Source organism: Paracidovorax sp., from assembly GCF_057642795.1.
In genome coordinates this window covers 265,371-291,427 of record NZ_JBXYZY010000021.1, presented here as the reverse complement: position 1 = coordinate 291,427, position 26,057 = coordinate 265,371, and the positions used below count along the sequence as shown (strand labels likewise).

General features: G+C 62.3%; 23 protein-coding genes and 1 pseudogene. 10 read left to right on the top strand and 14 right to left on the bottom strand.

Annotated elements, in window-relative coordinates:
• Positions 1–2: 2 nt before the first annotated feature.
• The 9 genes and pseudogenes from AC3A84_RS08220 to msrA all read right to left on the bottom strand — a co-directional run bounded on the left by AC3A84_RS08220 (position 3) and on the right by msrA (position 8,079).
• On the bottom strand, positions 3–956 hold the full coding sequence (locus tag AC3A84_RS08220; protein WP_487969111.1) for an AEC family transporter: 954 nt from the start codon (positions 954–956) through the stop codon (positions 3–5).
• A 224-nt stretch (positions 957–1,180) separates the two neighbouring features.
• A complete protein-coding gene (locus AC3A84_RS08215) occupies positions 1,181–3,316 on the bottom strand; it encodes a TonB-dependent receptor (RefSeq protein ID WP_487969110.1) in 2,136 nt (711 codons plus the stop codon).
• Between the two features lie 200 nt (positions 3,317–3,516).
• A complete protein-coding gene (locus tag AC3A84_RS08210) occupies positions 3,517–3,933 on the bottom strand; it encodes a hypothetical protein (RefSeq protein ID WP_487969109.1) in 417 nt (138 codons plus the stop codon).
• A 39-nt stretch (positions 3,934–3,972) separates the two neighbouring features.
• Positions 3,973–4,548 (bottom strand): DUF3299 domain-containing protein, encoded by a 576-nt coding sequence (locus AC3A84_RS08205; RefSeq protein WP_487969108.1) that lies wholly within the window; start codon positions 4,546–4,548, stop codon positions 3,973–3,975.
• A 56-nt stretch (positions 4,549–4,604) separates the two neighbouring features.
• Entirely contained in the window at positions 4,605–4,856 is a 252-nt protein-coding gene (locus AC3A84_RS08200; RefSeq protein ID WP_487969107.1) for a hypothetical protein, read from the bottom strand.
• 65 nt (positions 4,857–4,921) lie between these two features.
• On the bottom strand, positions 4,922–6,160 hold the full coding sequence (locus tag AC3A84_RS08195) for an FtsX-like permease family protein (RefSeq protein ID WP_487969106.1): 1,239 nt from the start codon (positions 6,158–6,160) through the stop codon (positions 4,922–4,924).
• Positions 6,157–6,870, bottom strand: a pseudogene (locus tag AC3A84_RS08190) (ATP-binding cassette domain-containing protein). The gene AC3A84_RS08195 and the pseudogene AC3A84_RS08190 overlap by 4 nt, the downstream one beginning before the upstream one ends.
• On the bottom strand, positions 6,867–7,349 hold the full coding sequence (locus AC3A84_RS08185) for a Fur family transcriptional regulator (protein ID WP_487969105.1): 483 nt from the start codon (positions 7,347–7,349) through the stop codon (positions 6,867–6,869). The pseudogene AC3A84_RS08190 and the gene AC3A84_RS08185 overlap by 4 nt, the downstream one beginning before the upstream one ends.
• A 187-nt stretch (positions 7,350–7,536) precedes the next feature.
• Positions 7,537–8,079, bottom strand: a complete 543-nt coding sequence (gene msrA, locus AC3A84_RS08180) for a peptide-methionine (S)-S-oxide reductase MsrA (protein WP_487969104.1) — start codon at positions 8,077–8,079, stop codon at positions 7,537–7,539.
• Between the two features lie 126 nt (positions 8,080–8,205).
• Between msrA and AC3A84_RS08175 the strand changes: the two genes are divergently transcribed.
• The 3 genes from AC3A84_RS08175 to AC3A84_RS08165 all read left to right on the top strand — a co-directional run bounded on the left by AC3A84_RS08175 (position 8,206) and on the right by AC3A84_RS08165 (position 10,608).
• Positions 8,206–9,570: a site-specific integrase gene (locus AC3A84_RS08175; RefSeq protein WP_487969103.1), complete on the top strand. Its 1,365-nt coding sequence runs from the start codon at positions 8,206–8,208 to the stop codon at positions 9,568–9,570.
• 25 nt (positions 9,571–9,595) lie between these two features.
• The gene (locus AC3A84_RS08170) at positions 9,596–9,940 is read left to right on the top strand and encodes a hypothetical protein (protein ID WP_487969102.1); all 345 of its coding nucleotides are present in this window, start codon (positions 9,596–9,598) and stop codon (positions 9,938–9,940) included.
• A 104-nt stretch (positions 9,941–10,044) separates the two neighbouring features.
• Positions 10,045–10,608 (top strand): hypothetical protein, encoded by a 564-nt coding sequence (locus AC3A84_RS08165; protein WP_487969101.1) that lies wholly within the window; start codon positions 10,045–10,047, stop codon positions 10,606–10,608.
• Between the two features lie 418 nt (positions 10,609–11,026).
• Here AC3A84_RS08165 and AC3A84_RS08160 read toward each other — a convergent pair whose 3' ends face one another.
• Complete coding sequence (locus tag AC3A84_RS08160) at positions 11,027–11,416, bottom strand: hypothetical protein (protein WP_487969100.1); 390 nt, start codon at positions 11,414–11,416, stop codon at positions 11,027–11,029.
• A gap of 476 nt (positions 11,417–11,892) precedes the next feature.
• Here AC3A84_RS08160 and AC3A84_RS08155 point away from each other — a divergent pair, with 476 nt between their 5' ends.
• The 6 genes from AC3A84_RS08155 to AC3A84_RS08130 all read left to right on the top strand — a co-directional run bounded on the left by AC3A84_RS08155 (position 11,893) and on the right by AC3A84_RS08130 (position 17,765).
• Positions 11,893–12,288, top strand: coding sequence for a plasmid mobilization protein (locus tag AC3A84_RS08155; protein WP_487969099.1), 396 nt, complete (start codon positions 11,893–11,895; stop codon positions 12,286–12,288).
• Between the two features lies 1 nt (position 12,289).
• Entirely contained in the window at positions 12,290–13,780 is a 1,491-nt protein-coding gene (locus AC3A84_RS08150; protein WP_487969098.1) for a relaxase family protein, read from the top strand.
• Between the two features lie 589 nt (positions 13,781–14,369).
• Entirely contained in the window at positions 14,370–15,086 is a 717-nt protein-coding gene (locus AC3A84_RS08145; protein ID WP_487969097.1) for a TetR/AcrR family transcriptional regulator, read from the top strand.
• A gap of 30 nt (positions 15,087–15,116) precedes the next feature.
• Entirely contained in the window at positions 15,117–15,830 is a 714-nt protein-coding gene (locus AC3A84_RS08140) for a protein-L-isoaspartate O-methyltransferase family protein (RefSeq protein WP_487969096.1), read from the top strand.
• Between the two features lie 108 nt (positions 15,831–15,938).
• Entirely contained in the window at positions 15,939–16,280 is a 342-nt protein-coding gene (locus AC3A84_RS08135; protein WP_487969095.1) for a rhodanese-like domain-containing protein, read from the top strand.
• Between the two features lie 144 nt (positions 16,281–16,424).
• Positions 16,425–17,765 (top strand): TolC family outer membrane protein, encoded by a 1,341-nt coding sequence (locus AC3A84_RS08130; RefSeq protein WP_487969094.1) that lies wholly within the window; start codon positions 16,425–16,427, stop codon positions 17,763–17,765.
• A 163-nt stretch (positions 17,766–17,928) separates the two neighbouring features.
• On the opposite strand, the gene AC3A84_RS08125 is transcribed toward AC3A84_RS08130, so the two are convergent.
• From AC3A84_RS08125 to AC3A84_RS08110, 4 genes are all read right to left on the bottom strand, one after another.
• Positions 17,929–20,637, bottom strand: coding sequence for a bifunctional acetate--CoA ligase family protein/GNAT family N-acetyltransferase (locus tag AC3A84_RS08125; RefSeq protein ID WP_487969093.1), 2,709 nt, complete (start codon positions 20,635–20,637; stop codon positions 17,929–17,931).
• A gap of 115 nt (positions 20,638–20,752) precedes the next feature.
• On the bottom strand, positions 20,753–22,060 hold the full coding sequence (locus tag AC3A84_RS08120; protein WP_487969318.1) for a 3-deoxy-D-manno-octulosonic acid transferase: 1,308 nt from the start codon (positions 22,058–22,060) through the stop codon (positions 20,753–20,755).
• Between the two features lie 29 nt (positions 22,061–22,089).
• Positions 22,090–22,848: a carbon-nitrogen hydrolase family protein gene (locus tag AC3A84_RS08115; protein WP_487969092.1), complete on the bottom strand. Its 759-nt coding sequence runs from the start codon at positions 22,846–22,848 to the stop codon at positions 22,090–22,092.
• Positions 22,849–22,859: 11 nt separating this feature from the next.
• Positions 22,860–24,248, bottom strand: a complete 1,389-nt coding sequence (locus AC3A84_RS08110; protein WP_487969090.1) for a phosphomannomutase/phosphoglucomutase — start codon at positions 24,246–24,248, stop codon at positions 22,860–22,862.
• A 199-nt stretch (positions 24,249–24,447) separates the two neighbouring features.
• On the opposite strand from AC3A84_RS08110, the gene AC3A84_RS08105 reads away from it, so the two are divergent.
• The gene (locus tag AC3A84_RS08105; RefSeq protein WP_487969316.1) at positions 24,448–26,010 is read left to right on the top strand and encodes a DNA-3-methyladenine glycosylase 2 family protein; all 1,563 of its coding nucleotides are present in this window, start codon (positions 24,448–24,450) and stop codon (positions 26,008–26,010) included.
• The last annotated feature ends 47 nt before the right edge of the window (positions 26,011–26,057 follow it).

Here is a 26,057-nt window from a genome sequence, read left to right as displayed (position 1 = left end):
GCTCAGTGCGGCAGCCAGCGCGTGGCCGCCAGTACCAGCGGCAGCGTAAGCAGCGCAAGCCCGGTGGATATGGCGATGCTGGAGGAGACCTCGTCCTGCATCACGCCGTAGCGCTGGGTGAAGAGGAACACGTTGGCCCCCACCGGCAGGGTCGCCACCGCGAACATCACGGCCACCGATGTGCCGCTCAAGCCCAGCGCCCAGGCCAGCGCGAAGACCAGCATCGGGTGCACCAGGTTCTTGACCAGCGCAATGCCCAGTGCTGCGCGCCAGTGCGCCCCGATGCGGCTGTAGGCCAGCGTGATGCCGACCAGCAGCAGCGCGATGGGACCGAGCGCGGAGCCCAACACCTGCAGGGGCCTGTCCACCACCTCGGGCAAGTGCAGGCCGGTCTGCGCCAGCAACAGGCCCGCCAGGATGGGCAGCGGCACCGGGTGGATGATGCCGTTCTTCACCGCCAGCAGTACCGTCCACGCCATGGGGCGCGGCGCCGCCAAGCCGGCACGTTGCTGCTCGCGCGCCTCGGCCAGTTCGAAGACGATGGTGGCGCCGGTCAGCAGGATCAGCGAATGCAGCGAGATCAGCGTCAGCAGCGTGACCAGTCCGGCCTGGCCGTAGAGCAGCCCGATCAGCGGCACGCCGATCATCAGCGTGTTGCTGAACATGTGGGCCAGGCCCCGCGCCGCCGCCCGCGTGGAAAAGCCGCAGAAGGCCATGGTGCCCACAAACAGCAGGCCGCTGGCGAGGAAATACAGGCCCACCGGCTGGAAGTCCAGGTCCTGCACACGCACGCCGGCCATGGTGCGAAACAGCAGCGCCGGCGTGAGCACCAGGAACACGATGTTCGACAGGTCCTTGATGGCTGCGGCGCGCACCCAGCCGATGCGGGCTGCGCCGAAGCCGACGCCGATGCCCAGCAGCACCGGGATGAGGGAGGAGAAGACGGGGGAGTTCAAAGGCGGAAGCGGGCGGAAGGCGAAACCCGCAGCACAGGCGTGGCGGACAGGTGGGCGATTATCCGCCGCCCCGGGCCACCGGCGGGAGCCGGAGGCCCGTAGCACGCCCTGCCCTTGCAGGCGCATGCAGAGCACCTCTGTGTCGACTCAACGGGGGCTTTGGCGGCCCGCTAGGAACGGCCGGTGCGGCCGGGCGGGCATGGCGAGCCCGCCCGTGTTTCACATCAGAAGTCCACCTTCACGCCCACCTTCAGGCTGCGGCCCGGCAGGGGCGCCTTCGGGTAGGCCGTGGTCGTCAGGATGGAGGTGGGGGTGTAGGCCAGCTTGTCGGTGATGTTGTCCAGGCGTGCATACCAGAGCACGCTGCTGCGGGTCGCGCCGAACTGCCATTGCGTGCGATAGCCCAGCGAGGCGTTCCACAGCGTGTAGGCGCTGGTGGCGCGTGTGCCGTCGTCGGGCACGCGGTTCTGGGCGGCCAAGAAGTCAAAGCCCAGGCCAGCACGCCACGGGCCGCTCGCCCACAGCAGCGTGCTGCCCAGGCGCAGCGGCGAAATGCGCGGCAGCGGCTGGCCCGTGTCGCGATTGCTGGCGCGCACGAGGTCGCCGCGCATCTGCAGGTCCAGCGTGGAGCCGCCCCCCAACAGGCGGGATGCCGGCGCGATCAGGCCGCTGTCGCCCACCAGGCGCACGTTGCCGCTGGCTTCCAGGCCGTAGAAGCGGGCGCGCATGCCCTGGTAGAGGTACTCGGGCAGTGAGTCGGCGGTGCCGACCGGCACGGCATTGCCATCCTCGTCGCGCGACACCCCCGTGGGCGCGAGGCCGATGTAGTTGGAGAACTGGCTTACGAAGCCAGTCACGGCGAAGCGGTGCGGGCCGCTCTTCCAGGCTGCGCCCAGATCCAGGCTGGTGGATTTCTCCAGGCCCAGGTTGGGGTTGCCAGTCTCCCACGCCGCCGTGGCCACGTGCGGGCCGTTGGCGAACAGCTCGTAGTCCTTGGGCGCGCGCTGCGTATAGGAGAGGTTGGAGGTCAGTTGCCAGGCCGGCGTGAGGTTCACCAGGGCGCCCACGGCGGCGCTGTAGGGGTTGAAGTCGTGCTTGCCGGTGGCGAAGCGGTCCATGCCGTCGATGCCGAAGGATTCGACCGTGTCGCGCTCGGTGCGGGCGCCGAAGGTCATCTTGCCCCAGTTCGTGCCCAGCTCTTCGTGCACGAAGAGCGCGGTACTGCGGCTGCGGCTGCGCGGCGCGAAGGCTTCCTCGCCCACGGCGGAGAAGCGCGAGGCTTCGGTCTGCAGGCCGACCACGCCTTGCAGCGGGCCGATGGGGGCATGCCGCGCCTCGATGCGCAGGTCGTTGCCCGCGTTGCGGAAGGTGGTGCCCGGTGCGCCGCCTTCGAATTCGGTGTGGCGGTAGTTGGTGTGGCTGGCCTGTACGCGCACGCTCTGCAGCGGCCCCCCGTCGAAGCGCCAGAGGCCGTCCAGCGCGTAGCGGTTGGAGCGCATGCCGATGGTCACGTCGTCCTCGGCCACCGTGCCGTAGTCGCTGCGGTAGGTGCTGGCCGACAGGCCCAGGTAGCCGCGGTCGAAGAAGGCCGTGCCGCCCACGGCACCGCCGCGCGTGTGGCTGGCGGAGTTGCAGATGCGGCGCGCCTGGGCGGGCGAGCCGGGCTTGGTGCAGTCCAGGTCCTTGGGCACGCGCACGTCGTCGGTGTTGCGGTCGAACACGTCGGCATGCACGGCGAAACGGTCATTGCCCCCTTCCAACATCGCGGCGCCGGCGCGCTCGCCGTTGCCGGTAGCGCCCGAGGCCTCGACCTTGCCGTTGACGCCGTTGAGCGGCTCACGCGGGATGCGGTTGTCGATCACGTTCACCACGCCGCCCACCGCGCTGCCGCCATAGAGCAGCGCAGCCGGGCCGCGCAGCACTTCGATGCACTCGGTGCTCAGCGCCTCGGCGGGCACGGCGTGGTCGAAGCTCAGGGCCGAGGCATCCAGCGTGGCGCCGCTGTTCTGCAGCACGCGGATGCGGTCGCCGTCCAGGCCGCGGATGATGGGCCGGCTGGCGTTGGGGCCGAAATAGGTGCTGCTCACGCCGGGCAGGCCGTCCAGCGTCTGGCCCAGGGTGGATTGGGTGCGCAGCGTGAGGTCATCGCCCGACAGCTGGGCGGCGGGCGTCACCACCGTGTCGGAGCCCAGCGGGTTGCCGGTGACCGTCACTTCGGATAGCCGGGCCGCCGGGGCGCCGGCGGGTGCCGTCTGTGCACGGGCCTGGCAGGCCACCAGCAGCAGCACGGCGCAGGTGAGCGGATGCAGGGCCTGGAAGTGGCGCGAGGAGCCCGAGGGGGTGGATTGGGAGGAGTTCATGGGAAAAGCAAAAAGAAAGAAGACCGACGCACGCGCACGTTCAACGCAATCCCGATGAGCCGCCGCGAGGCAGTCGCCCCCGCGGCGTAAGCAACAGGGGGCGCCCAGCCTGCGCGCGGCCAGCGGGAGAACGAAAACGGAAGGAAAGGAAGAGCTGCCGCGAGCGCAATGCGCAGCCCGCCAGGCGGGCCGCTGCGCTTTCAGGCGAGTTCGCTCACGGGCGGTGCGCGCGCCAGGAAGGCGCGTTGTGTCTTGATGCCGGCTGACTGGAAGGATCGGGCCTCCGGCTGGGGGGCGAAGCCCTGCGCAGGCAAGAGCAGCGGCGCCGGCAACAGGAATGCGCCGAAGAGCAGCGGGTCCAGCAGATCGCACGACTTGCCGGAGTGGCCGCCGAAGAGGCGCGCCACCGTGCCGTGGGCGTGGTCCAGGCTCCCCTCGCTGGGGAGACTGGCAAGGCCCGCGTCATCAGGGCCTGGCAGGGCCGTGGCGCCCACCGCTGCGCGGAATGCCGGCCCATGCAGCATTTGGTGCATATGGCCCAAAGCGGGCACCAGCACCAGGCACATCGCCAGCCACCAGAGGGCGGCGTGGGCGTGAAGGGGAAGGCGCTTGGACATGCGGGCGGCTCGATGGGTGACGGCAGGCGCAGGACTGACTCAGTCCACCTGCTTCGCATCGACCATGCGATAGAAAAGACCGTACTGGTCGTCCTGCAGTGTCTGGAAGCGGCCCTCGACGACGACGGGCTCGAGCGAATAGCGCACCGGCGTGCGCGCCTTCACCTCGATCATGCTTTCGGGGCCGCCGGGAATGCAGAAGGGACAGGTCAGCGGTACCGAGGTCAGCAGGAAGTGCTTCTGCCCAGGCTTGGTGTCCATGGGCACCATGAAGCCCTGCACGCGGCGCACCGTGCCGTTCATGGCCTTCTGCGCATCGGTGAACACGGGCTCGATGCGGGTGCGCAGGGTTTTCTTGGTCAGGTCGGTCAGGCTGGACCAGGGGACCACGTCGCTGCGCTGCGGTAGCGGCTTGATCGGGCTTTGCGGGCTGTGAAAGCCCGCCCCCTGCCCGCCCGGCACCGCGCCCCCCCCGAGCGGCGAGGACAGCACGGCCGTTCCGGCCGCCGCTGGCTGTGCCACGGCCGCCCACGGTGTCGCCCAGAGCGCGCAGGCCAGCGCCGCAGCGGGCAGGCAGGCCGTGCGGGTAATGTCGAAGAAGCGGGTGGAACGCATGAAGGGGCGCGATGCTAGTCCGTCTTGATGACGGTCTTCGTAAAAAAACAAGGGGGTCAGTGCTGGTGCTTCATGCCGCAGAACTTGCCGATGGCCAGGCCTTTGCAGGCTGTCTGCAGCTCTTTCATACATTGCTCATGCCCCTTGCCGGACTCCAGGCACTTGGCTGCGGCTTCATGGGCTGCGGCCATGGCGCGATGGCGCTCGGCGTCGGCCTTGTCTTCATCGGCGCTGTGGGCTTGCACGCCGGAGATCACGACGAGGCTCAGCAAGGGAACGAGGGCCAGGGTGGAGAAAAAACGCTTCATGGAATGCCTTTCTGTGAAGTTGCCGGAAAACGGTTGGGACAGCGGGTGATCGACCAGGTGATGCATCAAGGCTGGGCCAGCAAGTCGGCCACGTCGGTCTGGTAGGCGCGCACCACGGGCAGTAGTGCCGCCAGGCAGGCCACGGCGCAGGCCAGCGCGGGCACGGCCCACTCCTGGGGTAGCCACAGCGCGCCACTGACGGGCAGAGAGCCCTGCGCGCGCAGCATCTGTCCAGCGAGCGCCGCCAGCCCGTGGCCCAGAGCCAACCCGATGGCCGAGGCCAGCAGCGCCAGCCACAGGGCTTCGGCCAGCAGCAGGCCTGCCAAGCGCCGGGGCGGTGCGCCCAGCAGGCGCAGCAGGGCCATGTCGGCACGGCGTTCGCGCACCGCATTCCAGAGCGCCATGAACACGCTGAGCGCCGCCACGCCGAGCAGAACTGCGCCCAGGGCGCGCAGCACGTCGGCGCCCACGCCCAGCAGGCGCACCAGCCGGGTGATTTCCACGGCAGGCGCTGCGGCCTGCATGGGCGTGCCGGAATTGATCGCGCGCGGCAGGGTTACGGCGGCCAGCGGGCTGCGGTAGCGCACCAGGGCCAGCGTGACTTCGCGTTCTTCGCGCAGTTCGGCCAGATCCTCGGGGTCATCGGCCTGGGCGTGCTCATGCACCTGCCAGACGGATTCGAGGGAGGTGAGCACCAGCCGATCCAGCACGCAGTTGCACGGCGCCATCACGCCGGCCACCGTGTAAGGATGGTCACCATGCTCGTGTCCGCCACTGCCCAGCCCGTGCGTGCCCACGAAACGCAGGCCGATGAGCGCCCCCTGCTGCGCGTCGCCCTCCTCCACCATCGCCTGGGCCACGCCCGCGCCCAGCACGGCTTGCAGGGGCCCCTGCCACAGCGTGCCCTGGGCCAGCGTGGCACCGTAGTGCGCAGGGTATTCGGGTGTGGTGCCTACGATGCGGTAACCGCGGAAGCTGTCGCCCAGGCTCAAGGGGATGGCCTGCGCCACCAGCGGATTGCTCCGCAGTTTCTGGAAATCGACCAGGGCGATGTTGCCCGGCGGCACGTCGATATGGAACACGCCGGCCAGGATGAGCTGCAATGGGCTGCCCTTGGCGCCCACCACCAGGTCGATGCCCTGCACGTCGCGTTCGAAGCCTCGGTCAATCTGGGTGCCCACCAGTAGCACCAGCGTGACCACCGCCAGGCCCAGGGCCAGCAGCAACAGGTTGAGAACGGTTTGCAGCGGCCTTGCCCAGAGATAGCGCCAAGCCAACGCAGCCACGGTTGCTGCAGTTTTCATAGCAACATACGCCCTTCTGAAAAGGGCTCTGGAGCTGTTTCGCTCCTGGGACTGGGCTGGCCCAGCTGCAGGGACTGCGCTCCTTCCAGCGCCATGATCCACTGGGCGGCGCGCGCATCGTGCGTGGCCACCACGAGGGTGGCGCCACAACTGCGTGCGGTGGAATGCAGCAGGGCCAGCGACGCAGAGGCTGAGGCATCGTCCAGGCTGGCCGTCGGCTCATCGGCCAGCAGCAAGCGAGGCGAGAGCAGCACAGCGCGCGCAACCGCCACGCGCTGCGCCTGCCCGCCCGATAGCTGGTGCGGTCGGCGGCCGGCCAGGGCCGGGTCCAGGCCCAGACGCTGCAGCGTGGCGGCGATGGCCGCATCGTCGCACGCCAATCCCGCCGCCAGATAGGGCAGCGCCAGGTTCTGTTACACCGTGAGCGCGGCACTCAAATGCAGGCGCTGCGGCAGAAAGCCGACGGTACGCGCACGCCATGCGTCGAGTGCGGCGCCACCCGTCAGAAGGTGCAGCGGCGTGCCCGCCACCTCCAGCAGCCCCTCGGACGCCCTGCGCAGCCCGCCCACCAGGGCCAGCCAGGTGGACTTGCCTGCGCCAGAGTCGCCGCGCAGCAGCAACCGCCCCCCCTGCGGCACCCGCACATCGGGAAAGTGAAGCGCAGCGGCAGCGCCGGCGTGCTGGAAGGCGAGGCCCTGGGTCGCGATCACGCGCCCGCTCCTTCGGAGGGGTGAGCGCAGCCGGCGCAGCGCCCGCGCACAGCGATGTCCACCGCCAGATCCTCATGGCCGGCGGAGGCCAGCGCCTTGAGCACCTGCCGCGTGGCGTTCTGCAGCCGCTGCGAGCCTTCGGACAGCCGGAACTGCCGGTGGCAGTCGTCGCACTCGAAGCGCGGCAGGCCGTCGCTGCGCTCCTCTTGTTGCGCCAGGGCGTAGCGCGCCACGCGCTGGGCATCCACCTGGCGGCGCAGCAGGCCTGCGCCGGCCAGGCGGTCGAGCAGCCGGTACACCGTCACGCGGTTGACGGCCACGCCGGCACCGGTCAGCGCGGCCTCCACCTCGGCTTCGGACAGCGCGATGCCGGGCTGCCGCGTCAACAGCGCCAGCGTCGCGCGGGTAGCGCGGGTGGATCGCAGGCCGGGGGGGAGCGCCGGGCCGGCAGAGGGGGTGGGGGCAATGACGCGAGGCATGGCGAAGGGCTGGGCAGCCAGCAGGCCGCCCTGAAACAAATGTGCCGATAACGCAAACGGGTTGCATTATGCGGCAAGCCTTGCCTCTCAAAAGCGCCTCATTGGCCCCAACGCCATGCCAGGCCCCGCCTCTGGCTGACCCACGCACGCGTGACGTGCCCCCGCGCTGATGCCGCGGCGATGCGGCTCAGCCCGCTTCGGGCTTGAGATGCTGGGTGAAGGTCTTACGGAACTTGGCCACCTTCGGCCCCACCACGAAGGCGCAGTAGCCCTGGTTGGGATGCTGGAGGTAGTAATCCTGGTGGTAATCCTCGGCCGGCCAGTAGCTTTCAAGCGGCTGCACTTCGGTCACCACGGGCGCCCCGAAGAGCTGCTCGTCATTCATGCGGGCGATCAGCTCTTCGGCCACGGCACGGTGGGCCGGGTCGGTGAGGTAGATGCCGCTGCGGTACTGCGTGCCCACGTCGTTGCCCTGGCGGTTGAGCGTGGTCGGGTCATGGGTGCCGAAGAAGATCTCGAGGATCTCGCGCACGCCGATCACCTGCGGATCGAACGTGAGCTTCACCACCTCCGCATGGCCGGTCTGGCCCGTGCAGACCTGCTCATAGGTCGGCGAAGGCACCTGGCCGTTGGCATAGCCGCTCTCCACGTCGGTCACGCCGCGCACGCGGTCGAAAACGGCTTCCGTGCACCAAAAACAACCGCCAGCCAAATAAATTGTTTCTGTCATTTTTCTCTCCTAAGTCATTGATTTACAATGACAAACTGACTTTTCAGAACCGAGTCAACCACTACCAAAAGTTGGTTGATCGCTGTAAAATGTGCCAATAGAACAGCCAAATTTTAGAGGTTCCAGATGGCCAGCACCACCCCCAGAGGTATTCAAGAAATCCAGTGGAACAGGAAGGATGGCTCTGTTGGAACTGCCTTTCGTGTTCGTATCACTCGCAAGAACTTCAAAGGTCAACGAAGCAGAGTTTTTGATAATTTGAACGAAGCAAAAGAGTATTTAGCACTCTCAAAAACTGTTCAAGGTAAGAGGCTCATTTATTCTGTTGAAAAAACAGAAGAAGAAAAATATCGTGAAGATAAGGAAAACAGGAACAATTTTTCCTTTGAATATTTTGTGAAGCTCTACATTCGTGACTATATTGATACCAAACCACGAGAAACAGAACTTCAAAAAAGGAACCATGCCAGCACTGTGGCATTTTTCAATATTATTTTAGGAACCTCTATTCTTGATAGGTCGCTTACCTATCAAGAAAAAGTAGACATGGGTGTTGGCAACCCTGAAGATCCAGTTTATAAGTATTTCGGAAAATACGACATTCGGAAAATAACTCCCATTGACCTTAATAATTATATCAAGTCAAGAAAGCGACTTGGATTGAAGCCAATTTCAATTCAAAGAGAAATCACACAGATTTCCAATGTCTTCAATAAGGCAAAGTATTTTTCCGAACTGGACTCTATTGTTGAACTTCGCAATCCTTGTCGTGAATATGATCGCGACTTGCTTAAAAATAACTCACTGAAAAGAGAAGGAGTTATTTCCGATCAAATGCTGGACAAAATTTTTACAGCATTCAAAGAATATTCAAATCCTGAGCTTTTCCAAATTTCAAACCTGTCTTTACTCACTTCAATGCGAAGAAGTGAGGTTATTACACTCAAAAAAGATCAGGTTAAAGAAAATTATATTCAACTCATTCATACGAAATCAGGTAAACCAAGAAAGGTCTACCTGACAAAAGGAGCACAAGAATATATTGCCACACTCAAACCAAAGAATGAGAAAGGGAATTTCTTCACTTATACCATTATGGGTTTTGATCGAATTTTTCATGCCCAAGTGAAGAAGCATGGTTTCGATTTGAGGTTTCACGATTTTAGAAAAACAGCAATTTCAAGAACATTGTCCAAAGCAAATGATAATTCATTGTTGGTGGCAAATATTCTTGGTTTTTCGTCAGTTCGTAAATTTGACGAGCTTCATGTAAGAACAAGGCTCATGTCCACAGACACCCAACAAGGTGCATTGAGAACCTTTGGACATGACAATCCAGACATTACGAACAAACACTATTTCAGTCCAATTATGGATGATGTCAATAATATTAAAAGACTGAACCAGTTGAAGAAAAAGCAACAACAGGCAACTATCAGCAGTGAAGAGAAAGAAGAGCTTTTAAAATTATTGCTTGAACTGACCACTTAACTTTTATCAACCTTAGGAGAAGAACATGAAGTATGAAGAAATAGCGAAAGCCGTTGAAAGTTTGAGTTATAGAGACAAATTTCGTTTAGCACAGCTTTTGATCCAGTTAGGAAGAAAGCAAGAGGAAGAGGAATACCCTCAACAGCGCCCCACTACTGGATCGAACTCTTCCGAATTGACTACCTATGTTGCGGAACGAATTAACAAACTTCGCCCAACAAAGAAAGACGGCTTGATTAACTCAATCAATGCCATGTTCCAGTTTCAAGGTGGAATTTCTGATGCCGACAGAAATAAAATCATTGAGACATTACAGAAGAAAAAAATTATTAGCATTAGTGAAACAGGCAGGATTTCGTATAGCGAATGATCTTCCTGATCGGATAAAAATTAAGCCCCATTTCTGGGGCTTGATTTTTTTGGATAACCTGTTTTAATGAATAGTGACCAAACCATAACAAAAAAAGGTGTCCTATGTCATTAAATATAATAAACAATAAATCAAATGTCAATAACCAAGAAAAAGAACTTGATTACTTCACACTCAACAAAAAAGTCTATCAAGAACTAATTTTAATCAGCAGACCAAAGACTATTCTTTTCCAAATTATGGTTCACCTTGCTTGTAAGGTGACTTATAAAAATGGTCTTGTTGGTGTTCATAGTGAAATTTCCAAGACAGGTTTAGCAAAAGATATTGGAATAAACAAAGGCGACATAACCACCTATTTAAATCAACTTGAAAAACTCTGCTTCATTAAGATATTCAACACCAGTCCATTAGTTTTGCAAGTGTTAGAAGTCCCACAAGCACCACAAATCAATGATATTAAAGGGCTGTTGCTGTATGTTCTTACTAACCCACAGCAATTCAATTTTCATAGAAATTTGAAGAGAAAAACAGCATTTTTTGAGACATTCAAAGAATACAACTCTCAAATTCTTGTTGAGAAAATGAAAAAAGCAGGGGTTCCAGAGGATCACCCAAGTAATCCAACAATTGAAGAAATAGAAGATATTTTTGGCTTCAAACAATGATCCCCGAAAGGGGATTTTTTACGACCTCATAGAAGTAAAGCACTCAAAAGTCAACAGCCCAAAAACTCAGGGAACCCCTTCAACCAACCCCCACAGGCATTGATTAATAAGGCTTCACGATAGGTCTTCCAACCCCTTCAACCAACCCCCTAAATTCTCAACCAACCCCCAGAGCCATTGATTAACAAGACTTCACGATTGGTCTTCCAACCCCTTTTGGTATGTTTGATAAAGAATGTTTGACTTTAAGCACCATATATCAACCATTCCTTCTAACATTAATCATTATCCATAAAAAGAATAAAGAATAATTTCCCCACGCCAAAAATTTCCACAGTCCAAATAGAAAAGCTACTCAATGAGTAGCTTTTTTGTTCCAGAAGGACCCAGACGAGCTGGTCCATTTTCACTATCGTGATCAACCAGCAGAAGAATTCCAAGCAAATTGATCAACAGGTTCTTGTTCTGTCTGCTGATCCTGCTTTTCAACTTCGCAATTTAATTTAATCAACTCAATCATGGTGGCTTCAATTTCTTTTCCACAGGAAGCAGAAAGTTGAACCAGTTCTTCATAAACTTGATCACCAAGAATTTTCTTTAAAATGGTGAGCTTTTGCTTTTTGTCTTTTTCAATGAAGACATCCACCGCACTTCTAACGACCAATGACATATTTGAATTATTTGGTTCAATATGTTCTTTACTCAAATATTCAACCTGGTCATTTCTCAAAAAAACAGAAATCTTCACATGGTCTTTTTCAAACTTACTTTTTTCTTTGGTGCTCTTTTCTTGTTCTAGTTCTTCCATAAATTCTCCTTGAATGTTATTTCATAATAACAACTCAAAAAGAGCAAACAAGGATAAGAAGCTATCGACCTCGGATTTAATCGGATTGGGTCTTGTGTCTTCGACACCCTTCGAAAAATGTCTATCAATCAATCGGATTAAATCATATCAGGCAAATCATATTTAATCAGACAACAACCAACCAAATTGAAAGCAAGCAGATTAAATCAGATTGCCCCTTTCTTGCTTGTCTTCTTTAATATGATTGATTGCTAACCCATAAAATTTTCTGCCTTTTTCTTGTCTTCTTCAATCTGATTGCTATCGAATTTCACTCAGATCGTGGACATTTCATTTCTATTTCGTAAGATTAATACATATAAAGCAAGGCCAATTTTTCTATACGGACATTTCAGCTATTTCATAGCTTCTGTCCTAGAAAAATCCCTTGATAGGGCGTTGCCCTATGACCCTTACGAATACCTATGGAGAATATCATGGCAGAGCTAAAACAACACACAGGAAGAACTAATGACGATCACAAGTTTAAGAGAAACACTCGTTTTGAAATCAAACTTTCCGAAGTCGAATTTGAAGCACTCGTCAACAAGTGGCACAAGATTGGAAGACACAATTCAATGGCTCGTTATGCTCGTGCTTGTATTTTTGGTGACGAAGACATTGTCGAAATTCACCTTAATAATAAAAAACAGACCAACATTGATCGCCTCAAAGTTGCTGGAGCACTTGGAAAAATTGGATCAAACTTCAATCAACTCACAAAGCAGGTGAACTCAAAATATGAGTTTATTACTGCAAAGACTTTGATTGCAGAACTTGAAAAAATTAGAATTGAATTGGAGAAAATTTCCAATTTGAATGACGGAGAATGAAATGCTCCACGTCCGAATGAAGCATGGGAAAGGTGATCCCCAAAAGGCTGCTAACTATCTTTTAAGTGATAAGGATCACACTGGAAAGCTTCGTTCTGTTGCTCCTGAAATTCTTGAAGGTGATCCTAATAATGTAGCCAAAATCGCCAACATGACGACCAGAGCACATAAATATGCGACTGGTTGTCTTTCATTTCGTGATACAGAAAAACCCAGCTTAAAACAGCAACTGGCGATCATAAAAGACTTTGAAGCCACCTTTTTACCTGGACTTGAAAAAGATAAAAATTATTCAATCGCCTGGGTTTCTCATTTCGATAAAGGAAACCTCGAATTGAATTATTTTTTAGCAACCACAGAGTTGACCACTGGAAAACAAATGAACCCTTTTCCACCTGGGACACTTCAACATGAGTTCAATGATGCTTGGGTTCAAAATACAAATCACTTACTTGGTTACGATCAAGTTATCGCAGATCCATTGAAAATTTCTCGTTCAAAATTTGAACAAAAAATTATTCCTTTGAAAGAAGCGACTTCCCAAATCTGTCAACAAGCCAAAACACACAAAGAAATTAGAGATAACTTGAAAGAGGTTTTTAAGTCTGCCATTGAAAATGACGAGATCAAAAATCGTCAAGATATTATTAATCTACTCAAAGAACAAGGTGAAGTGAACAGAGTAGGAGAGAATTATATTTCCTTCAAACCAGAAGGTGAACAAAAAGCTATCCGTTTGAAGGGATCTGTTTTTGAAGAAGGTGCTGACTATAATAAATTAAAACAGCAGTCCAAAGAATTTCAGCAATCAAAGAATAGTGATCTCACTCAGGATCAGTTTAATAATAACAAAGAGAAGATTGATCGCTTAAAACAAACCCGCCATGAATTTTTTAAGAAGCAGTTTCAACAGAAAGAAAAGAAGGTTCGTACTTTTGGCCCAAAGTCTATGAAGGCTAAATCTGTATCTAAGAAACCAGAACAGCAGCCTAAACAACCACAGTCATCAGATGAGCAACCTGATTATGTAAAAATAAATACAGAAAAGAGAATTCAGGAAGAAAAATCTTCATTGAAGAAAGACGAGATCAATGTAAAAAATGACCACAAAAAACAGGAACTGAGTAAACCAATTGATCCAGTGATTAAACCTGCCACCAAGGATCAACCGAAGCATGATCAAAAACCTGCCATTTCTGCATTGGCTCAATTGGCACAAACAGCAGTAGGTTCAAGAGCTTCGTTTTTAACGATACAAATTAACCAAATATTGTCGTCAAAAAATGCTCTGGAACTTCAAATTGGAAGTTTGAGTATGTTCAAGTTATCCGACATTATTAAAAAACAGGAATTATTGAGACAGATCTACCAGCTACAACAACAAATTGATATTTTGAAAGCAAAACAAGAACAGGAAGCAACTGCCGAGTTAGTTCAAAAACAAGCAGCACAGTACAAAAATGGAAGCTCTTTCAAACCTAAGTGGGTTTGATCTCTGCCGAGGGCACCTACTCAAAAAAAATGGAAGTCATTTGACTTCCATTCCTTTTAGAGCAGGTTGACTGAACACCCCACAGAACACGTTTAAACCGTCATAGAGCGATTTTTTCTCATAGGGTAAGGGGTGCGTAGCTGCTGGATCTATCTGGCTGTTCTGGACCGCTACGTCGTGTCCTTCTAACTTGTGAGGTCCTTGGGGACCGGCACCAGCCAAGGGGTCAGCACCTGAACAAACAACCAACAGAACAACCAATAAAAATCAACCAAAAATTCGTAGTCTTAGAGATCAACAACTTAGATGTATTTTGTTGCTATAAAACAACGATAAGTTGACTCCCCCAACCAAAAACAGCCACCGCCGAGGACGATGGTTTCCAAATGCGAAGCGCTTGCCGGCTGGTCCATGGAACTCCTTGAGAGATGTGCGTCAGATTCTGTCAGATGCCCCTTTTCCTGCATTCGCACGCCGAAATGCCCTGGCTGGGTGTGGGTGTGGGTGTGGGTGTGGTGTGGGGGCCTGCGCACGCGTTGACGATGCTTCGAGCGCTTGCTACATTACTAACCAGTCAGTCATTAACGCGATGTCCGCCAAATCCCTCCCACTCTCCCCGGCCGCAGACGAAAGCCCCCGACGCGAGCGCCGCAAGGAGGCGCGTCCGGGCGAGTTGCTCGACGCAGCGCTGGACTTGTTCGTCGAAAAAGGTTACGCCGCCACCAAGGTGGACGAAGTCGCCGCACGCGCGGGGGTCTCCAAAGGCACGCTGTTCCTCTACTTTCCCAGCAAGGAAGACCTCTTCAAGGCCGTGGTGCGAGAGACCATCGCCGGTCGCTTCGCAGAATGGGACATGGAGGTGGAGGCCTTTACCGGCTCCAGCAGCGAACTGGTCCGCTGCTGCCTGCAGGAATGGTGGGACCGCATCGGCTCTACGCGGGCCTCGGGCATCACCAAGCTGATGCTCTACGAGGCGCAGAACTTCCCGGAAATCGCCCGCTTCTACCAGGAGGAAGTGGTGGAGCCGGGTAACCGCCTCATCCGCCGCGCCCTGCAGCGCGGAGTGGACCAGGGCGAATTCGAGGTGGCGGACCTGGATTACGCCATTTACCCTGTGCTCGCGCCGCTCGTCTTTCTGGCGCTGAGCCGCCATTCCCAGGGCATGTGCGTGGACGGCTCCCAGCCCATCGCGCCCGAACGCTACCTCGATGCCGTGGCCGACACCTTGCTGCGCGGCCTGCGCGCTCGCTCTGCAGCTGACCCCGCCCCGCCGCCTAGAATCGTGGGTTTGTCATCGTCGTCCTGACCCTCTGATCCACGAGTCCCGGAGTCCCCCATGAACATGCCCCTGAACACGTCCGCCAACCCCAGCGATCCGATCGCCCAGGCGCGCTACAACATGATCGAGCAGCAGATCCGTCCCTGGAATGTGCTCGACCCCGAGGTGCTGGAGCTTCTCGCCGTCATGCGCCGGGAAGAGTTCGTGCCTGCGGCGCACTACGGCATGGCGTTCATGGACACCGAGATCCCCCTCAACGCGTCGGCTGAAGAAGCCCAGCGTCTGGGTCAGTGCATGCTGGCGCCCCGCGTCGAAGCCCGTCTGCTGCAGGACCTGCAGGTGCGCCCCACCGACCGCGTGCTCGAGATCGGCACCGGCTCCGGCTACATGGCCGCTCTGCTGGCCGCCCGCGCGCAACACGTCACCACGCTGGAAATCGCCCCCGCTCTGGTCGAATTCGCGCGCGAGAACCTGCAGAGCGCCGGCATCACCAACGTCGAAGTGCGCCAGGCCGACGGCGCCGATGCAGCCCAGCTGCCCGAAGGGCCGTTCGACGTGATCGTGCTGAGCGGCTCCGTCGCCGAGGTGCCTGCCGAACTGCTGTCGCGTCTGCGCGAAGGCGGCCGCCTGGGCGCGATCGTGGGCGTGGAGCCGATGATGCGCACCACGCTCGTGCGCCGCGCCGGCAACCGCTTCGACACCACCACGCCGTGGGACACCATCGCCCCGCGCCTGCAGCACTTCCGCGAGCCCTCTGCCTTCACGTTCTGAGCGTTGAACGGCGCGCCGGGCTGCTGACTTGCCTGATGGGCAACACATCCTGCGCGCCTCGACCGCTCCCCTACGCCTTCACCACCCTCTTTCCAGCCGAGCCTTCGCATGATCGACCAAGTCCGCCCCGCCCAGCTGTCCGACTGGTTCGCCGCCGTGCCTGACGCCGGCCGCCCCCTGGTGCTGGACGTGCGCGAACCCTGGGAACTGCAGACCGCCAGCGTGGCGGCCGAAGGCTTTGACCTGCTCACCATTCCCATGGGCTCGGTGCCCGACCGGCTGGCCGAACTCGATGCCAGCCGTCCCGTAGCCTGCCTGTGCCACCACGGCATGCGCAGCCTGCGGGTCGCAACTTTCCTGGAACATCACGGCTTCGAGCGTGTCGCGAACATCAGCGGCGGCATCGACGCCTGGTCGCAGGAACGCGATGCGGCCGTGCCGCGCTACTGAAGTCAGGCGAATCAGGCGTGCGCACTACCGTGCAGCCCGCCAGGCCGCGCAGTGCCAAGCGTTTCTTTTGCCATGCGTCACTTCATGCGTGGCGCAAGGGGCGACCCCATGGGCAGGTTTTGCAGACAAAGGAAGACGAGACTTATGGTGAAGACCTCCCTCACGCGGGCTGCGCGCGCCGCGGTGGCTCTGTGCGCGACGCTGGGCCTGGCATCGCTGGTCCAGGCGCAAAGCCTCTCCGAGATGGTGGCGCTGGCACGTGCCTACGATGCGCCCTGGCAGTCCGCCCGCGCCCAGTTCGACGCGGCCGGCAGCCGTGCCGAGCAGGCTCGCGCCGGGCTGCTCCCCACGGTGGGCCTTTCGGCCGGCGCGAGCTACGCGCAGACCGAGGTCTCGCGCCCGCCCATTGACCTGAACGCCCCCACCCAGCAGGTCGGCGTGAACGCCACCCAGCCGATCTACCGACCGGCCAACCGCATCGCCTTCGAGCAAGGCCAGCGCAGCGTGGCCATCGCCCAGGCCCAGCTCGATGCTGCCAGCCAGGACCTGCTGGTGCGCGTGAGCCAGGCCTATTTCGACGTGCTGGCCGCGCAGGACACGCTCGCCTTCGTGCAAGCCCAGAAGGCTGCCGTGACCGAGCAGCGCGCCGCCGCCCAGCGCAACTTCGAGGTGGGCACGGCCACCATCACCGACTCGCGCGAGGCGCAGGCGCGCTTCGACCTGGTCGCGGCGCAGGAGATCGCCGCCGAGAACGACCTGCGCATCAAGCGCCTGGCGCTGGACCAGGTGGTGGGCCGCCCCGGCACCGCCCCGCTGCCCCTCAGGCAGCCCGTGCAGCTGCCCACCGTGCTGCCGGCCGACGTGAGCACCTGGGTGCGCACCGCCGAGGACCAGCAGCCCCAGGTGCGGCAGGCCGCCATCGCGCTGGACGTGGCCGAGCTGGAAACCCGCAAGGCCGAGACCGGCCACCTGCCCACCGTGGACCTGCAGGCCGGCTACGCCGTGGTGCGCAACCCGCGCGGCACGGTCACCACGCCGGGCCTGAGTTCGCGCACCAACAACGCCAGCGTGGGCGTGGCGCTCACGCTGCCGCTCTTTGCCGGCTTCGCGGTTCAGAACCGGGTGAAGGAAACGCTGTCGCTGGAGGAAAAGGCCCGCGCCGACCTGGAGAACGCCCGCCGCAGCGTGGCGCAGGCCACGCGCACCGCCTTCTTCGGAGTGCAGTCCGGCCAGAGCCAGGTCGCCGCGCTGCAGGCCGCCGAAGCCTCCAGCCAGAGCGCACTGGAGGCCAACCAGCTGGGCTACCAAGTGGGCGTGCGCATCAACATCGACGTGCTGAACGCGCAGAGCCAGCTCTTCCAGACCCGGCGCGACCTGGCCCAGGCGCGCTACAACGTGCTGATGGGCGGCCTGCGCCTGAAGCAGGCCGCGGGCACGCTGACCGATAAGGACGTGAACGCGCTGGACGCGCTGCTGGTGCGCTGAGCGGGCTTCCGCAAGCCTGGGAGGCCTGCAGTGCAGGCAGACCAAGGGTATCCAGCTATCAAAGATATAGCGCCGTACGGACGGAGCGGCGCCCTGCCCCGCTCCCTGTCCCTCTCCCTCTCCCGCGCAGATCGGCGCCCGCCGGGCAGCCGAATGCAGGTGGTTAGAGCTGATGCACCACCAGCTTGAAGTCGCGGTCTTCCTCGAAGGCCTTGACCTCGAAGCCCAGGCGCCGCATGAGCTTGAGCATGCTGGGGTTGTTGGACAGCACCAGCCCGTTGATCTCGGCCAGGCCCCGGTCGCGGGCCACGTCCATGATGCTCAGCATCAGGCGCGAGCCGAGCCCGCGGCCGTTGAAGTCGTCGGCCACCACCAGCGAGAACTCGCAGCTCGACTGGTCCGGGTTGGTCACGTAGCGCGACACGCCCACCACCCGCTCGTTCTCGGTCACGTCGCCGGCGGCATTGACCGACCGTTCGCGCACCACGGCCACCAGGGCCATCTCGCGGTCGTAGTCGATCAGCGTGAAGCGCGCCAGCATGCTCGCGGGCAGCTCGGCCAGCTGCGAGATGAAGCGGAAATAGCGGCTCTCGGGCGACATGCCCTTGACCAGCGTCTGCAGCATCTGCGCATCGTCGGGGCGGATGGGCCGCACGAGAAACTCCCCGCCGCCGCGCATCGGCCAGATCTGCTCGTAGCGCGCCGGGTACGGCAGGATCGCCAGATGGTGGTAGTTGCTCGGCCCACCGGCATCGGTGCGGGCTGCCAGGCCCTGGCCCACGCTGGCGATGACGATGCGCGCATCCACCGCAACGGCGCCTTCTTCGTCGGCGATCAGCGGGTTGATGTCCATCTCGCGCAGCTGGGGCAGCGCGCAGACCATTTCGGAGACCCGCAGCAGCACCTGCTCCAGCGCCTCGCGGTGCACGGCGCTGGCGCCGCGCCACTCGCCCAGCGTCTCGGCCACGCGGGAGCGGTCGATCAGCCGGCGTGCGAGGAACTGGTTGAGCGGCGGCAGCTCCATGGCACGGTCGTCGATCAGCTCCACCATGGTGCCTCCCGCGCCGAAGGTGATGACCGGGCCGAAGGGATCATCGGTCACCACGCCGATGCAGATCTCCCGCCCGCGCCGGGCACGCGCCATGTTCTGCACCGTCACGCCGTTGATGCGCGCGCCGGGCTGCAGCCGCGCCACGCGCTGCACCATGTCGGTGTAGGTGTCGCGTGCCGCCTGGCCGCTGTGGATGTTGAGCGCCACGCCGCCCACGTCGGACTTGTGCGTCACGTCGGGCGAGTCGATCTTGAGCGCTACCGGAAAGCCCAGCTGCGTGGCGATCATCATCGCCTCGTGGCTGCTGCGCGCCAGGATGGTCTTGGTGACGGGGATGTGGAAGGCCGCGAGCAGGGTCTTGGACTCCATCTCGGTCAGCACGTTGCGGCGCTCGGCCAGCACGCTTTCGATGACCAGGCGCGCGCCCTCGATGTCGGGCTTGGCCAGCGCCGTGAGCGGTGGCGGCGTCTGCTGCAGCAATTGCTGGTTCTGATAGAACGACGCGATGTTGCCGAAGGCGCCCACTGCGGCCTCCGGCGTGCGGAAATTGGGGATCTCGGCGGCGCGCAGGACTTCGCGGCCCGGCACCACCGAGGCGTCGCCCATCCAGCAGGCCAGCAACGGCTTGCCGATGTGCTGCTTGGCCTCGGCCAGCACCTGGGCCACGGCGGCTGAATCGGTACCCACCTTGGGCGAGAAGATGGCCAGCAGCCCGTCCACCTGCCGGTCGCGCGCGGCCGATGCGATCGCGGCGCGGTAATGCTCGGGGCTCGCCTCTTCGGAGACGTCGATCAGGTCCGCCAGCGAGGCCAGCGGCGGCAGCTGCGCCGACAGCGCCGTGGCCGACTCGGCCGAGAGCCGGGCGAGCTCCAGATGGATCTCGTTGACCCAGTCGGCCGCCAGCACGCCCGGGCCACCGCCGTTGGTGATGATGGCCAGGCGCTTGCCCACCGGCCGGTAGCGCGAGGCAAGGCACTTGGCGGCCGAAAAGAGCTCCACGAAGGAGCGCACCCGCACCGCGCCCGCGCGGCGCAGCGCGGCGTCGAACACGTCGTCGCTGCCCACGATGGTGCCGCTGTGCGTCTGCGCGGCCGCGTTCCCGGCGGGCTTGCGACCGGCCTTGAGCACCACCACCGGCTTGGCGTTGGCGGCCGAGCGCAGCGCGCTCATGAAGCGGCGGGCGCTGGAGATGCCTTCCATATAGACCACGATGCTCTGCGTACGCGCATCGTTGGCGAGGAAGTCCAGCACCTCCGCGATGTCCACGTCCGTATTGCGCCCCAGCGACACCACGGTGGAAAAGCCGACCGCGTTCTTGCTGGCCCAGTCCAGGATGGACGCCGTGAGCGAGCCGGACTGGCAAACGAGCGCCAGCGAGCCTTCGCGCGCTAGAGGCCCGGCGGCGCTGGCGTTGAGCTGCAGGTGTGGGCGCTGCAGGCCCAGCGAATTGGGACCCAGCAGGTACATGCCCTCGCGCCGCGCGATCTGCTTGAGCCGCGCCGCCTGGTCTCCATCCAGCCCGTGCGACAGCACCAGGGCCGCCCGGCAGCCGATGCGGCCGGCCACCTCCAGCGCTGCCACCGTGTCGGCAGGCGGCAGCGCAATCACCGCCAGATCAGCGCGGGTCTGCGCCAGGTCGGCCAGCGTGCCGCTGGTGTGGATGTCCAGAAACTGCAGCGTGCCGGCAAAGCGCTGCGCCCGCAGTGCCTCATGCAGCGCCCGGCCGCTGGGCGTGAGCGTATCGGGTTCGTCCGCCCGGCCCGCCAGCACGGCGATGGAGGTGGGGGCGAAGAGCGGGGTGAGGTAGTGTTTTTCGATCATGGACGGTCGCTCGGGCACGGAGGTGCAGACCCGCATTTTGCGGCAGGTGCCGGTGCAAGGCCGCGATACGCGTCAAGCCGGGACGCGTGGCCCCGCCGCTGTCGGGCTCCAAGGGTCAGACGGCGCCTGTTGGCCGAAGCCGCTGCACCACCGCCCGCGCGGTGGCCCCGGCCGCGCCCCGGTGCGCGGCGGTGAAGTCCTGCGCCCGCTGCTGCGCCTGGGCCAGCCGGGCGCCGTCCTGCACCAGCGCCTGCGCAGCGGCCACGCCCTCGGCCATGTCCGCCACGCGCAGCGCGGCACCCGCCTCGCAGGCGAGCCGCGCCGCCTCGGCGAAGTTGAACGTGTGCGGGCCGGTGACCACCGGGCAGCCGCAGGCCGCCGCCTCGATCAGGTTCTGCCCCCCCAGCGGGGCGAAGCTGCCCCCCAGCAGCGCGGCGTGGGCCAGGCCGTAATAGAGCGCCATCTCGCCCAGCGAATCGCCCAGCCACACGTCGGCCGTGCCGGGCGCGCCGGCCCAGCTGCTGCGGCTGGAGACGCTGAGGCCGGCCGCCTCGATCCGCTCACGCACTTCGGCGAAACGCTGCGGGTGGCGCGGCACCACCAGCCACTGCACGGCGTGGCTTGCTATGCTTTCAGGAGCTTCATGTGCAGATGAAGCCTGGGCTGCAGACCGTTTCGCCTGCAATGCCGAGAGCCACAGCTCTTCCTCGCCCTCACGGCTGCTGGCGAGCAGCACCACCGGGCGCGGGCTGGCATCGCGCCAGGCCCGGCCCTGCGCCAGCAGCGCCGCATCGGGCACCACGTCGAACTTGAGGTTGCCGAACACGCCCTCCACCCGGGCGCCTGCGGCACGCAGCCGCTCGGCATCGGCTTCGGTCTGCGCCCAGACCGCCGCCAGGCCTGCATAGGCCGGCCGTGCCAGCCAGGCCCAGCGGAGCGCTCCGGCCAGTGACTTGTCGTTGAGCCGCGCGTTCGCGAGCACCAGCGGAATGCCGCGCCGCTGGCAGCCGGCCACCAGGTTGGGCCAGATCTCGGTTTCCATCAGCACGCCGATGGCCGGGCGGAAGCGGCCGAGAAAGCGGCCCACGGCACCCGGGGTGTCCCAGGGCTGCCAGACCTGCACATCGCCCGGGCGCAGCAGTTTGGCCCCTTCGGCCCGGCCGGTGGCCGTGCCGTGGGTGAGCAAAAGGCGCATGCCGGGCAGCTGGCTGCGCAGCTCGTTCAGCAGGATGGCGGCCGCGCGGGTTTCGCCCAGGGAGACGGCGTGAATCCAGACCAGCGGACCTCCGCGATCTCCAGGGCTTGCCGCGCCCTCGGCCGCCGCGTAATGGCCGAAGCGTTCGGGCACGGCGATGCGATAGCCGGGCTCGGTCTCGCCGCGGCGGCGCAGCTTGGCGCGCAGCAGCGGCTGGGCGCCAAGCATCAGCGCGGAATACAGCCCACGGACGAGGTTCACGACGCCACCGCGCGGGCCCAGGCAGACCAGTGGCCATCGCTGGCCCCGCGCTCCGCGATCACCAGCCCGTCGCCGCTGCCGTCGGCCTCGGCCAGGCGCTCTCCACCGGGAGCCCAGAACGCGCTGCGGCCCACGCAGGCGTACCCGCCCGTGGGCGCGCCGTGGTTGGCCACCAACACGGCCATGCCGCAGCGCTGGGCATGGCCCTGTGCGCTGGCCGTGTCCTGCGCCTGCCCGCGGTCGGACATCACGATGCCTGCCGCGTAGAGTTCCGCGCCGGCCTGCCGGGCGAGGTCGCCATGCCGCTCGTGGCCAATGTCTGCACAGACGGCCAAGGCCACCGGCAGACCGCCGATGGCATGGACGTGCGCATCTTCTCGGCCGGGCGCGGCGTACAGCTCTTCGCCCGGATGCAGATGGCGCTTGCGGTAGATGCGGGTGCTGCCGTCCGGCAGGAAGGTGAATGCGCCGATCCCGGGGTGCCCCTTGCCCCCTTGCGGGCGCGCAGCCGAACCGACCACCAGGGTCATGCCATGGCGGCGGGCTGCTTCGCGCAACGGGGCAAACAGCGCATCGCCGGGCTCGGCAGCCCAGCTGGCGAGGCCTTGGAGGTCATAGCCAGTGAGCGAGAGTTCGGGAAAGACCAGCAACTGCACCGCCTCCGAGGCCGCAGCCTCGGCCAAGCGCAGGTGGTTGCCGATGTTGGCTGCCGGCCCGCCGGGCAGCGAGCAGGTCTGCGCCGCCGCAACGCGCATGGCGGCCGGCCTCAATGCGCGGCGCTGCCCACCTGGGCGCCGGGCTTGACGCGTTCGAGCAGGGCCAGCATCTCGCCTTCGATGCGGTGCATGGCTTCGGGCGTGTGGCCCTCGAAGCGCAGCACCAGCACGGGCGTGGTGTTGCTGGCGCGGATCAGGCCGAAGCCGTCTGGCCAGTCCACGCGCAGGCCGTCGATGGTGTTGATCTGCGCGGGCGCGGGGAAGGTAGCTGCGGCCAGGGCCTGCAGCTCGGCAGTCAGCTTGTGGGGCTCGCCCTCTTCGCAGCTCACGTTGAGTTCGGGCGTGGAATGGCTGGTGGGCAGGCCGTTGAGCACCGCGCTCAGGTCGCTCTCGCGGCTCAGGATCTCCAGCAGGCGGCAACCGGCGTAGGTGCCGTCGTCGAAGCCGAACCAGCGCTCCTTGAAGAAGATATGGCCGCTCATCTCGCCGCCCAGGGGCGAGTCGAGTTCCTTCATGCGCGCCTTGATCAGCGAATGGCCGGTCTTGTACATGACGGGCGTGCCGCCGGCTTCGGCGATGGCCGGCGCCAGGCGCTGCGTGCACTTCACGTCGAACAGGATGTGGCCGCCGGGCACGCGCGAGAGCACGTCGCGGGCGAACAGCATCATCTGGCGGTCGGGGAAGATGTTCTGGCCGTCCTTGGTGACGATGCCCAGGCGGTCGCCGTCGCCGTCGAAGGCCAGGCCCAGTTCGGCGTCGGAGGCCTGCAGCTTGGCGATCAGGTCGCGCAGGTTCTCGGGCTTGCTGGGATCGGGGTGGTGGTTGGGGAAGTCGCCATCCACCTCGGAGAAGAGCTCGATCACTTCGCAGCCCAGGGCGCGGAAGATGCCGGGGGCCGAGGCGCCGGCGATGCCGTTGCCGCTGTCCACCACGATCTTCAGCGGGCGGGCCAGCTTCACGTCGGAGGTGATGCGCTCGGAATAGGCGGGCAGCACATCGGCCTGGCGCACGGAGCCGCCGTCCTTCAACTGCCAGCTTTCCTCTTCCATGGTGCGGCGCAGGGCCTGGATCTCGTCGCCGTAGATGGCGCGGCCGGCCAGCACCATCTTGAAGCCGTTGTAGTCCTTGGGGTTGTGGCTGCCGGTGACCTGGATGCCGCTGCTGCAGAGCGTGTGCGCCGCGAAGTACAGCATGGGCGTGGTGACGGCGCCCACGTCGATCACCTCGATGCCCACGTCCACCAGGCCGGCGATCAGCGCGGCGGAGAGGGACGGGCCCGACAGCCGCCCGTCGCGGCCCACGGCCACCACGGTCTGGCCCTGAGCCTGCGCCGCGGTGCCGAACGCACGGCCCAGGCCGCGCGCCACGTCTTCGTTCAGGGTGCTCGGCACGATGCCGCGGATGTCGTAGGCCTTGAAGATGGCGGGCGTGATCTGCACTGAGAGTTTCCTTCTTGGTTGGAGGATGCGGGCCGCGGCAGTGGACCACGGCGCTGGGCGTCTGCCGCAGAGGCCGGACAGGCGCAGTTGGCGGGCATTGTAGGGGCGGCGCAGGCCCCCCCGGGCGCTCACCCGCGTAGGCCGGCGCCGCAATGCACAGGTCCGGAAACGGCCAGTGCGCCACAGGCGGGCGCCTATGATGGGCCCCATGCCGCGCCCTACCGCCCGCCCGCCCAGCGCCCCGCCTTCCTCGGCGCTGGACGAGGGCCGCTATCTGGCGCTGGCCGCGCGCGATGCCCGATTCGACGGGCGTTTCTTCACCGGCGTGACCAGCACCGGCATCTATTGCCGCCCGGTCTGCGCTGTGCGCACGCCCCGCCGCGAGAACTGCCGCTTCTTCACCCTGGCGGCGCAGGCCGAAGCGGCGGGCTTTCGCCCCTGCCTGCGCTGCCGGCCCGAACTGGCGCCGCGCAGCCTGCCGTGGTCCACACAGGATGCGCCGGGCATTCTGGTCCGAGAGGCCCTGCGCCTGCTCGATGGCGATGGTGCTGCCACCACCAGCCTGGCGGCGCTGGCCGAGCGCCTGGGCGTGAGCGACCGCCACTTGCGCCGCGTGTTCGAGTCCACCCTGGGCGTCTCGCCCCTGCAATACGTGCAGACGCGCCGGCTGCTGGCCGCCAAGCAGCTCTTGACCGATACCGACCTGCCCGTCACCCAGGTGGCGCTCGCCAGCGGCTTCGGCAGCGTGCGGCGTTTCAATGCCGCCTTCGCGGGGCACTACGGGCTCAACCCCACGCAGCTGCGCCAGCGCGGGCCGGCACGGGCCGGCGGCGCGGGAGGCGCCGTCACCGTGCGTCTGCCCTGGCGGCCGCCGCTGGACGTTTCCGCCCTGCTGCGCTTCTTCGCGCAGCGGCAGATCCATGCCGTGGAGCAGATCGAGGAAGCTGCCGGCCGTCAGGCGTTGCGCCGCACCGTGCGGCTGACGGCAAGCAGCGGCGGCGCGCCCCTGGCCGGCTGGATCGACGTGGCCTTCGATACTGATCGGCCCATCGCCTGGCTGCGGTTCAGCGACGCGCTGCACCCGGTGCTGCCGCAGGTGATCGCCCGCGTGCGTGGCTTGCTGGATCTGGATGCCGACCCGCAGGCCATCCACGCTGCGCTGGGCGGCGACTTCCCCGGTGGGGAAGGTCTGCGCGTTCCAGGTGCTTTCGACGGCTTCGAGCTGGCGGTGCGCGCCGTGCTGGGCCAGCAGATCACCGTGGCCGCGGCGCGCACGCTGGCGCAGCGGCTGGTGGAGCGCTTCGGCGAGCCGCTGGCCACGCCCTGGCCCGAGCTCTCGCGCCTGTTTCCCGCACCCGCCATCCTGGCGGCGGCCGAGGGCGAGGCGCTCGGCTCGCTCGGCATCGTGCGCCAGCGGCAGGCGGCCATCGTGGCGCTGGCGCGGGCCGTGGATTCCGGCCAGCTGGAGCTGCATGCTGGCGCCGACGTGGCTGCGACCACGGCCGCGCTTTGCGCACTGCCGGGGATCGGGGACTGGACGGCGCAGTACATCGCCATGCGCGCACTGCGCTGGCCCGATGCGTTTCCGGCCGGTGATGTCGCCATCCACACCGCCCTGGGCCTGCGCGGCCAGACGCGCCCCGCGCAGGCTGCCACCGCCCGGGCCGACGCCTGGCGCCCCTGGCGCAGCTATGCCGTGGTGCGCGCCTGGACGGCCGGCAGCGCCGCCCCTGCCGCCACCGAATTGCTACCAAAAACATAGCTGTATGCGTAGGTTTTATGAGCGCAGCAGCCCTATTTGAACCAGGA

Excerpts from the sequence above, each read along its gene's own strand:
- AC3A84_RS08215 (WP_487969110.1), bottom strand. The coding sequence starts at position 3,316 with ATGAACTCCTCCCAATCCACCCCCTCGGGCTCCTCGCGCCACTTCCAG.
- AC3A84_RS08210 (WP_487969109.1), bottom strand. The coding sequence starts at position 3,933 with ATGTCCAAGCGCCTTCCCCTTCACGCCCACGCCGCCCTCTGGTGGCTG.
- AC3A84_RS08205 (WP_487969108.1), bottom strand. The coding sequence starts at position 4,548 with ATGCGTTCCACCCGCTTCTTCGACATTACCCGCACGGCCTGCCTGCCC.
- AC3A84_RS08200 (WP_487969107.1), bottom strand. The coding sequence starts at position 4,856 with ATGAAGCGTTTTTTCTCCACCCTGGCCCTCGTTCCCTTGCTGAGCCTC.
- AC3A84_RS08195 (WP_487969106.1), bottom strand. The coding sequence starts at position 6,160 with ATGAAAACTGCAGCAACCGTGGCTGCGTTGGCTTGGCGCTATCTCTGG.
- AC3A84_RS08185 (WP_487969105.1), bottom strand. The coding sequence starts at position 7,349 with ATGCCTCGCGTCATTGCCCCCACCCCCTCTGCCGGCCCGGCGCTCCCC.
- msrA (WP_487969104.1), bottom strand. The coding sequence starts at position 8,079 with ATGACAGAAACAATTTATTTGGCTGGCGGTTGTTTTTGGTGCACGGAA.
- AC3A84_RS08175 (WP_487969103.1), top strand. The coding sequence starts at position 8,206 with ATGGCCAGCACCACCCCCAGAGGTATTCAAGAAATCCAGTGGAACAGG.
- AC3A84_RS08170 (WP_487969102.1), top strand. The coding sequence starts at position 9,596 with ATGAAGTATGAAGAAATAGCGAAAGCCGTTGAAAGTTTGAGTTATAGA.
- AC3A84_RS08165 (WP_487969101.1), top strand. The coding sequence starts at position 10,045 with ATGTCATTAAATATAATAAACAATAAATCAAATGTCAATAACCAAGAA.
- AC3A84_RS08160 (WP_487969100.1), bottom strand. The coding sequence starts at position 11,416 with ATGGAAGAACTAGAACAAGAAAAGAGCACCAAAGAAAAAAGTAAGTTT.
- AC3A84_RS08155 (WP_487969099.1), top strand. The coding sequence starts at position 11,893 with ATGGCAGAGCTAAAACAACACACAGGAAGAACTAATGACGATCACAAG.
- AC3A84_RS08150 (WP_487969098.1), top strand. The coding sequence starts at position 12,290 with ATGCTCCACGTCCGAATGAAGCATGGGAAAGGTGATCCCCAAAAGGCT.
- AC3A84_RS08145 (WP_487969097.1), top strand. The coding sequence starts at position 14,370 with ATGTCCGCCAAATCCCTCCCACTCTCCCCGGCCGCAGACGAAAGCCCC.
- AC3A84_RS08140 (WP_487969096.1), top strand. The coding sequence starts at position 15,117 with ATGAACATGCCCCTGAACACGTCCGCCAACCCCAGCGATCCGATCGCC.
- AC3A84_RS08135 (WP_487969095.1), top strand. The coding sequence starts at position 15,939 with ATGATCGACCAAGTCCGCCCCGCCCAGCTGTCCGACTGGTTCGCCGCC.
- AC3A84_RS08130 (WP_487969094.1), top strand. The coding sequence starts at position 16,425 with ATGGTGAAGACCTCCCTCACGCGGGCTGCGCGCGCCGCGGTGGCTCTG.
- AC3A84_RS08125 (WP_487969093.1), bottom strand. The coding sequence starts at position 20,637 with ATGATCGAAAAACACTACCTCACCCCGCTCTTCGCCCCCACCTCCATC.
- AC3A84_RS08120 (WP_487969318.1), bottom strand. The coding sequence starts at position 22,060 with ATGCTTGGCGCCCAGCCGCTGCTGCGCGCCAAGCTGCGCCGCCGCGGC.
- AC3A84_RS08115 (WP_487969092.1), bottom strand. The coding sequence starts at position 22,848 with ATGCGCGTTGCGGCGGCGCAGACCTGCTCGCTGCCCGGCGGGCCGGCA.
- AC3A84_RS08105 (WP_487969316.1), top strand. The coding sequence starts at position 24,448 with ATGGGCCCCATGCCGCGCCCTACCGCCCGCCCGCCCAGCGCCCCGCCT.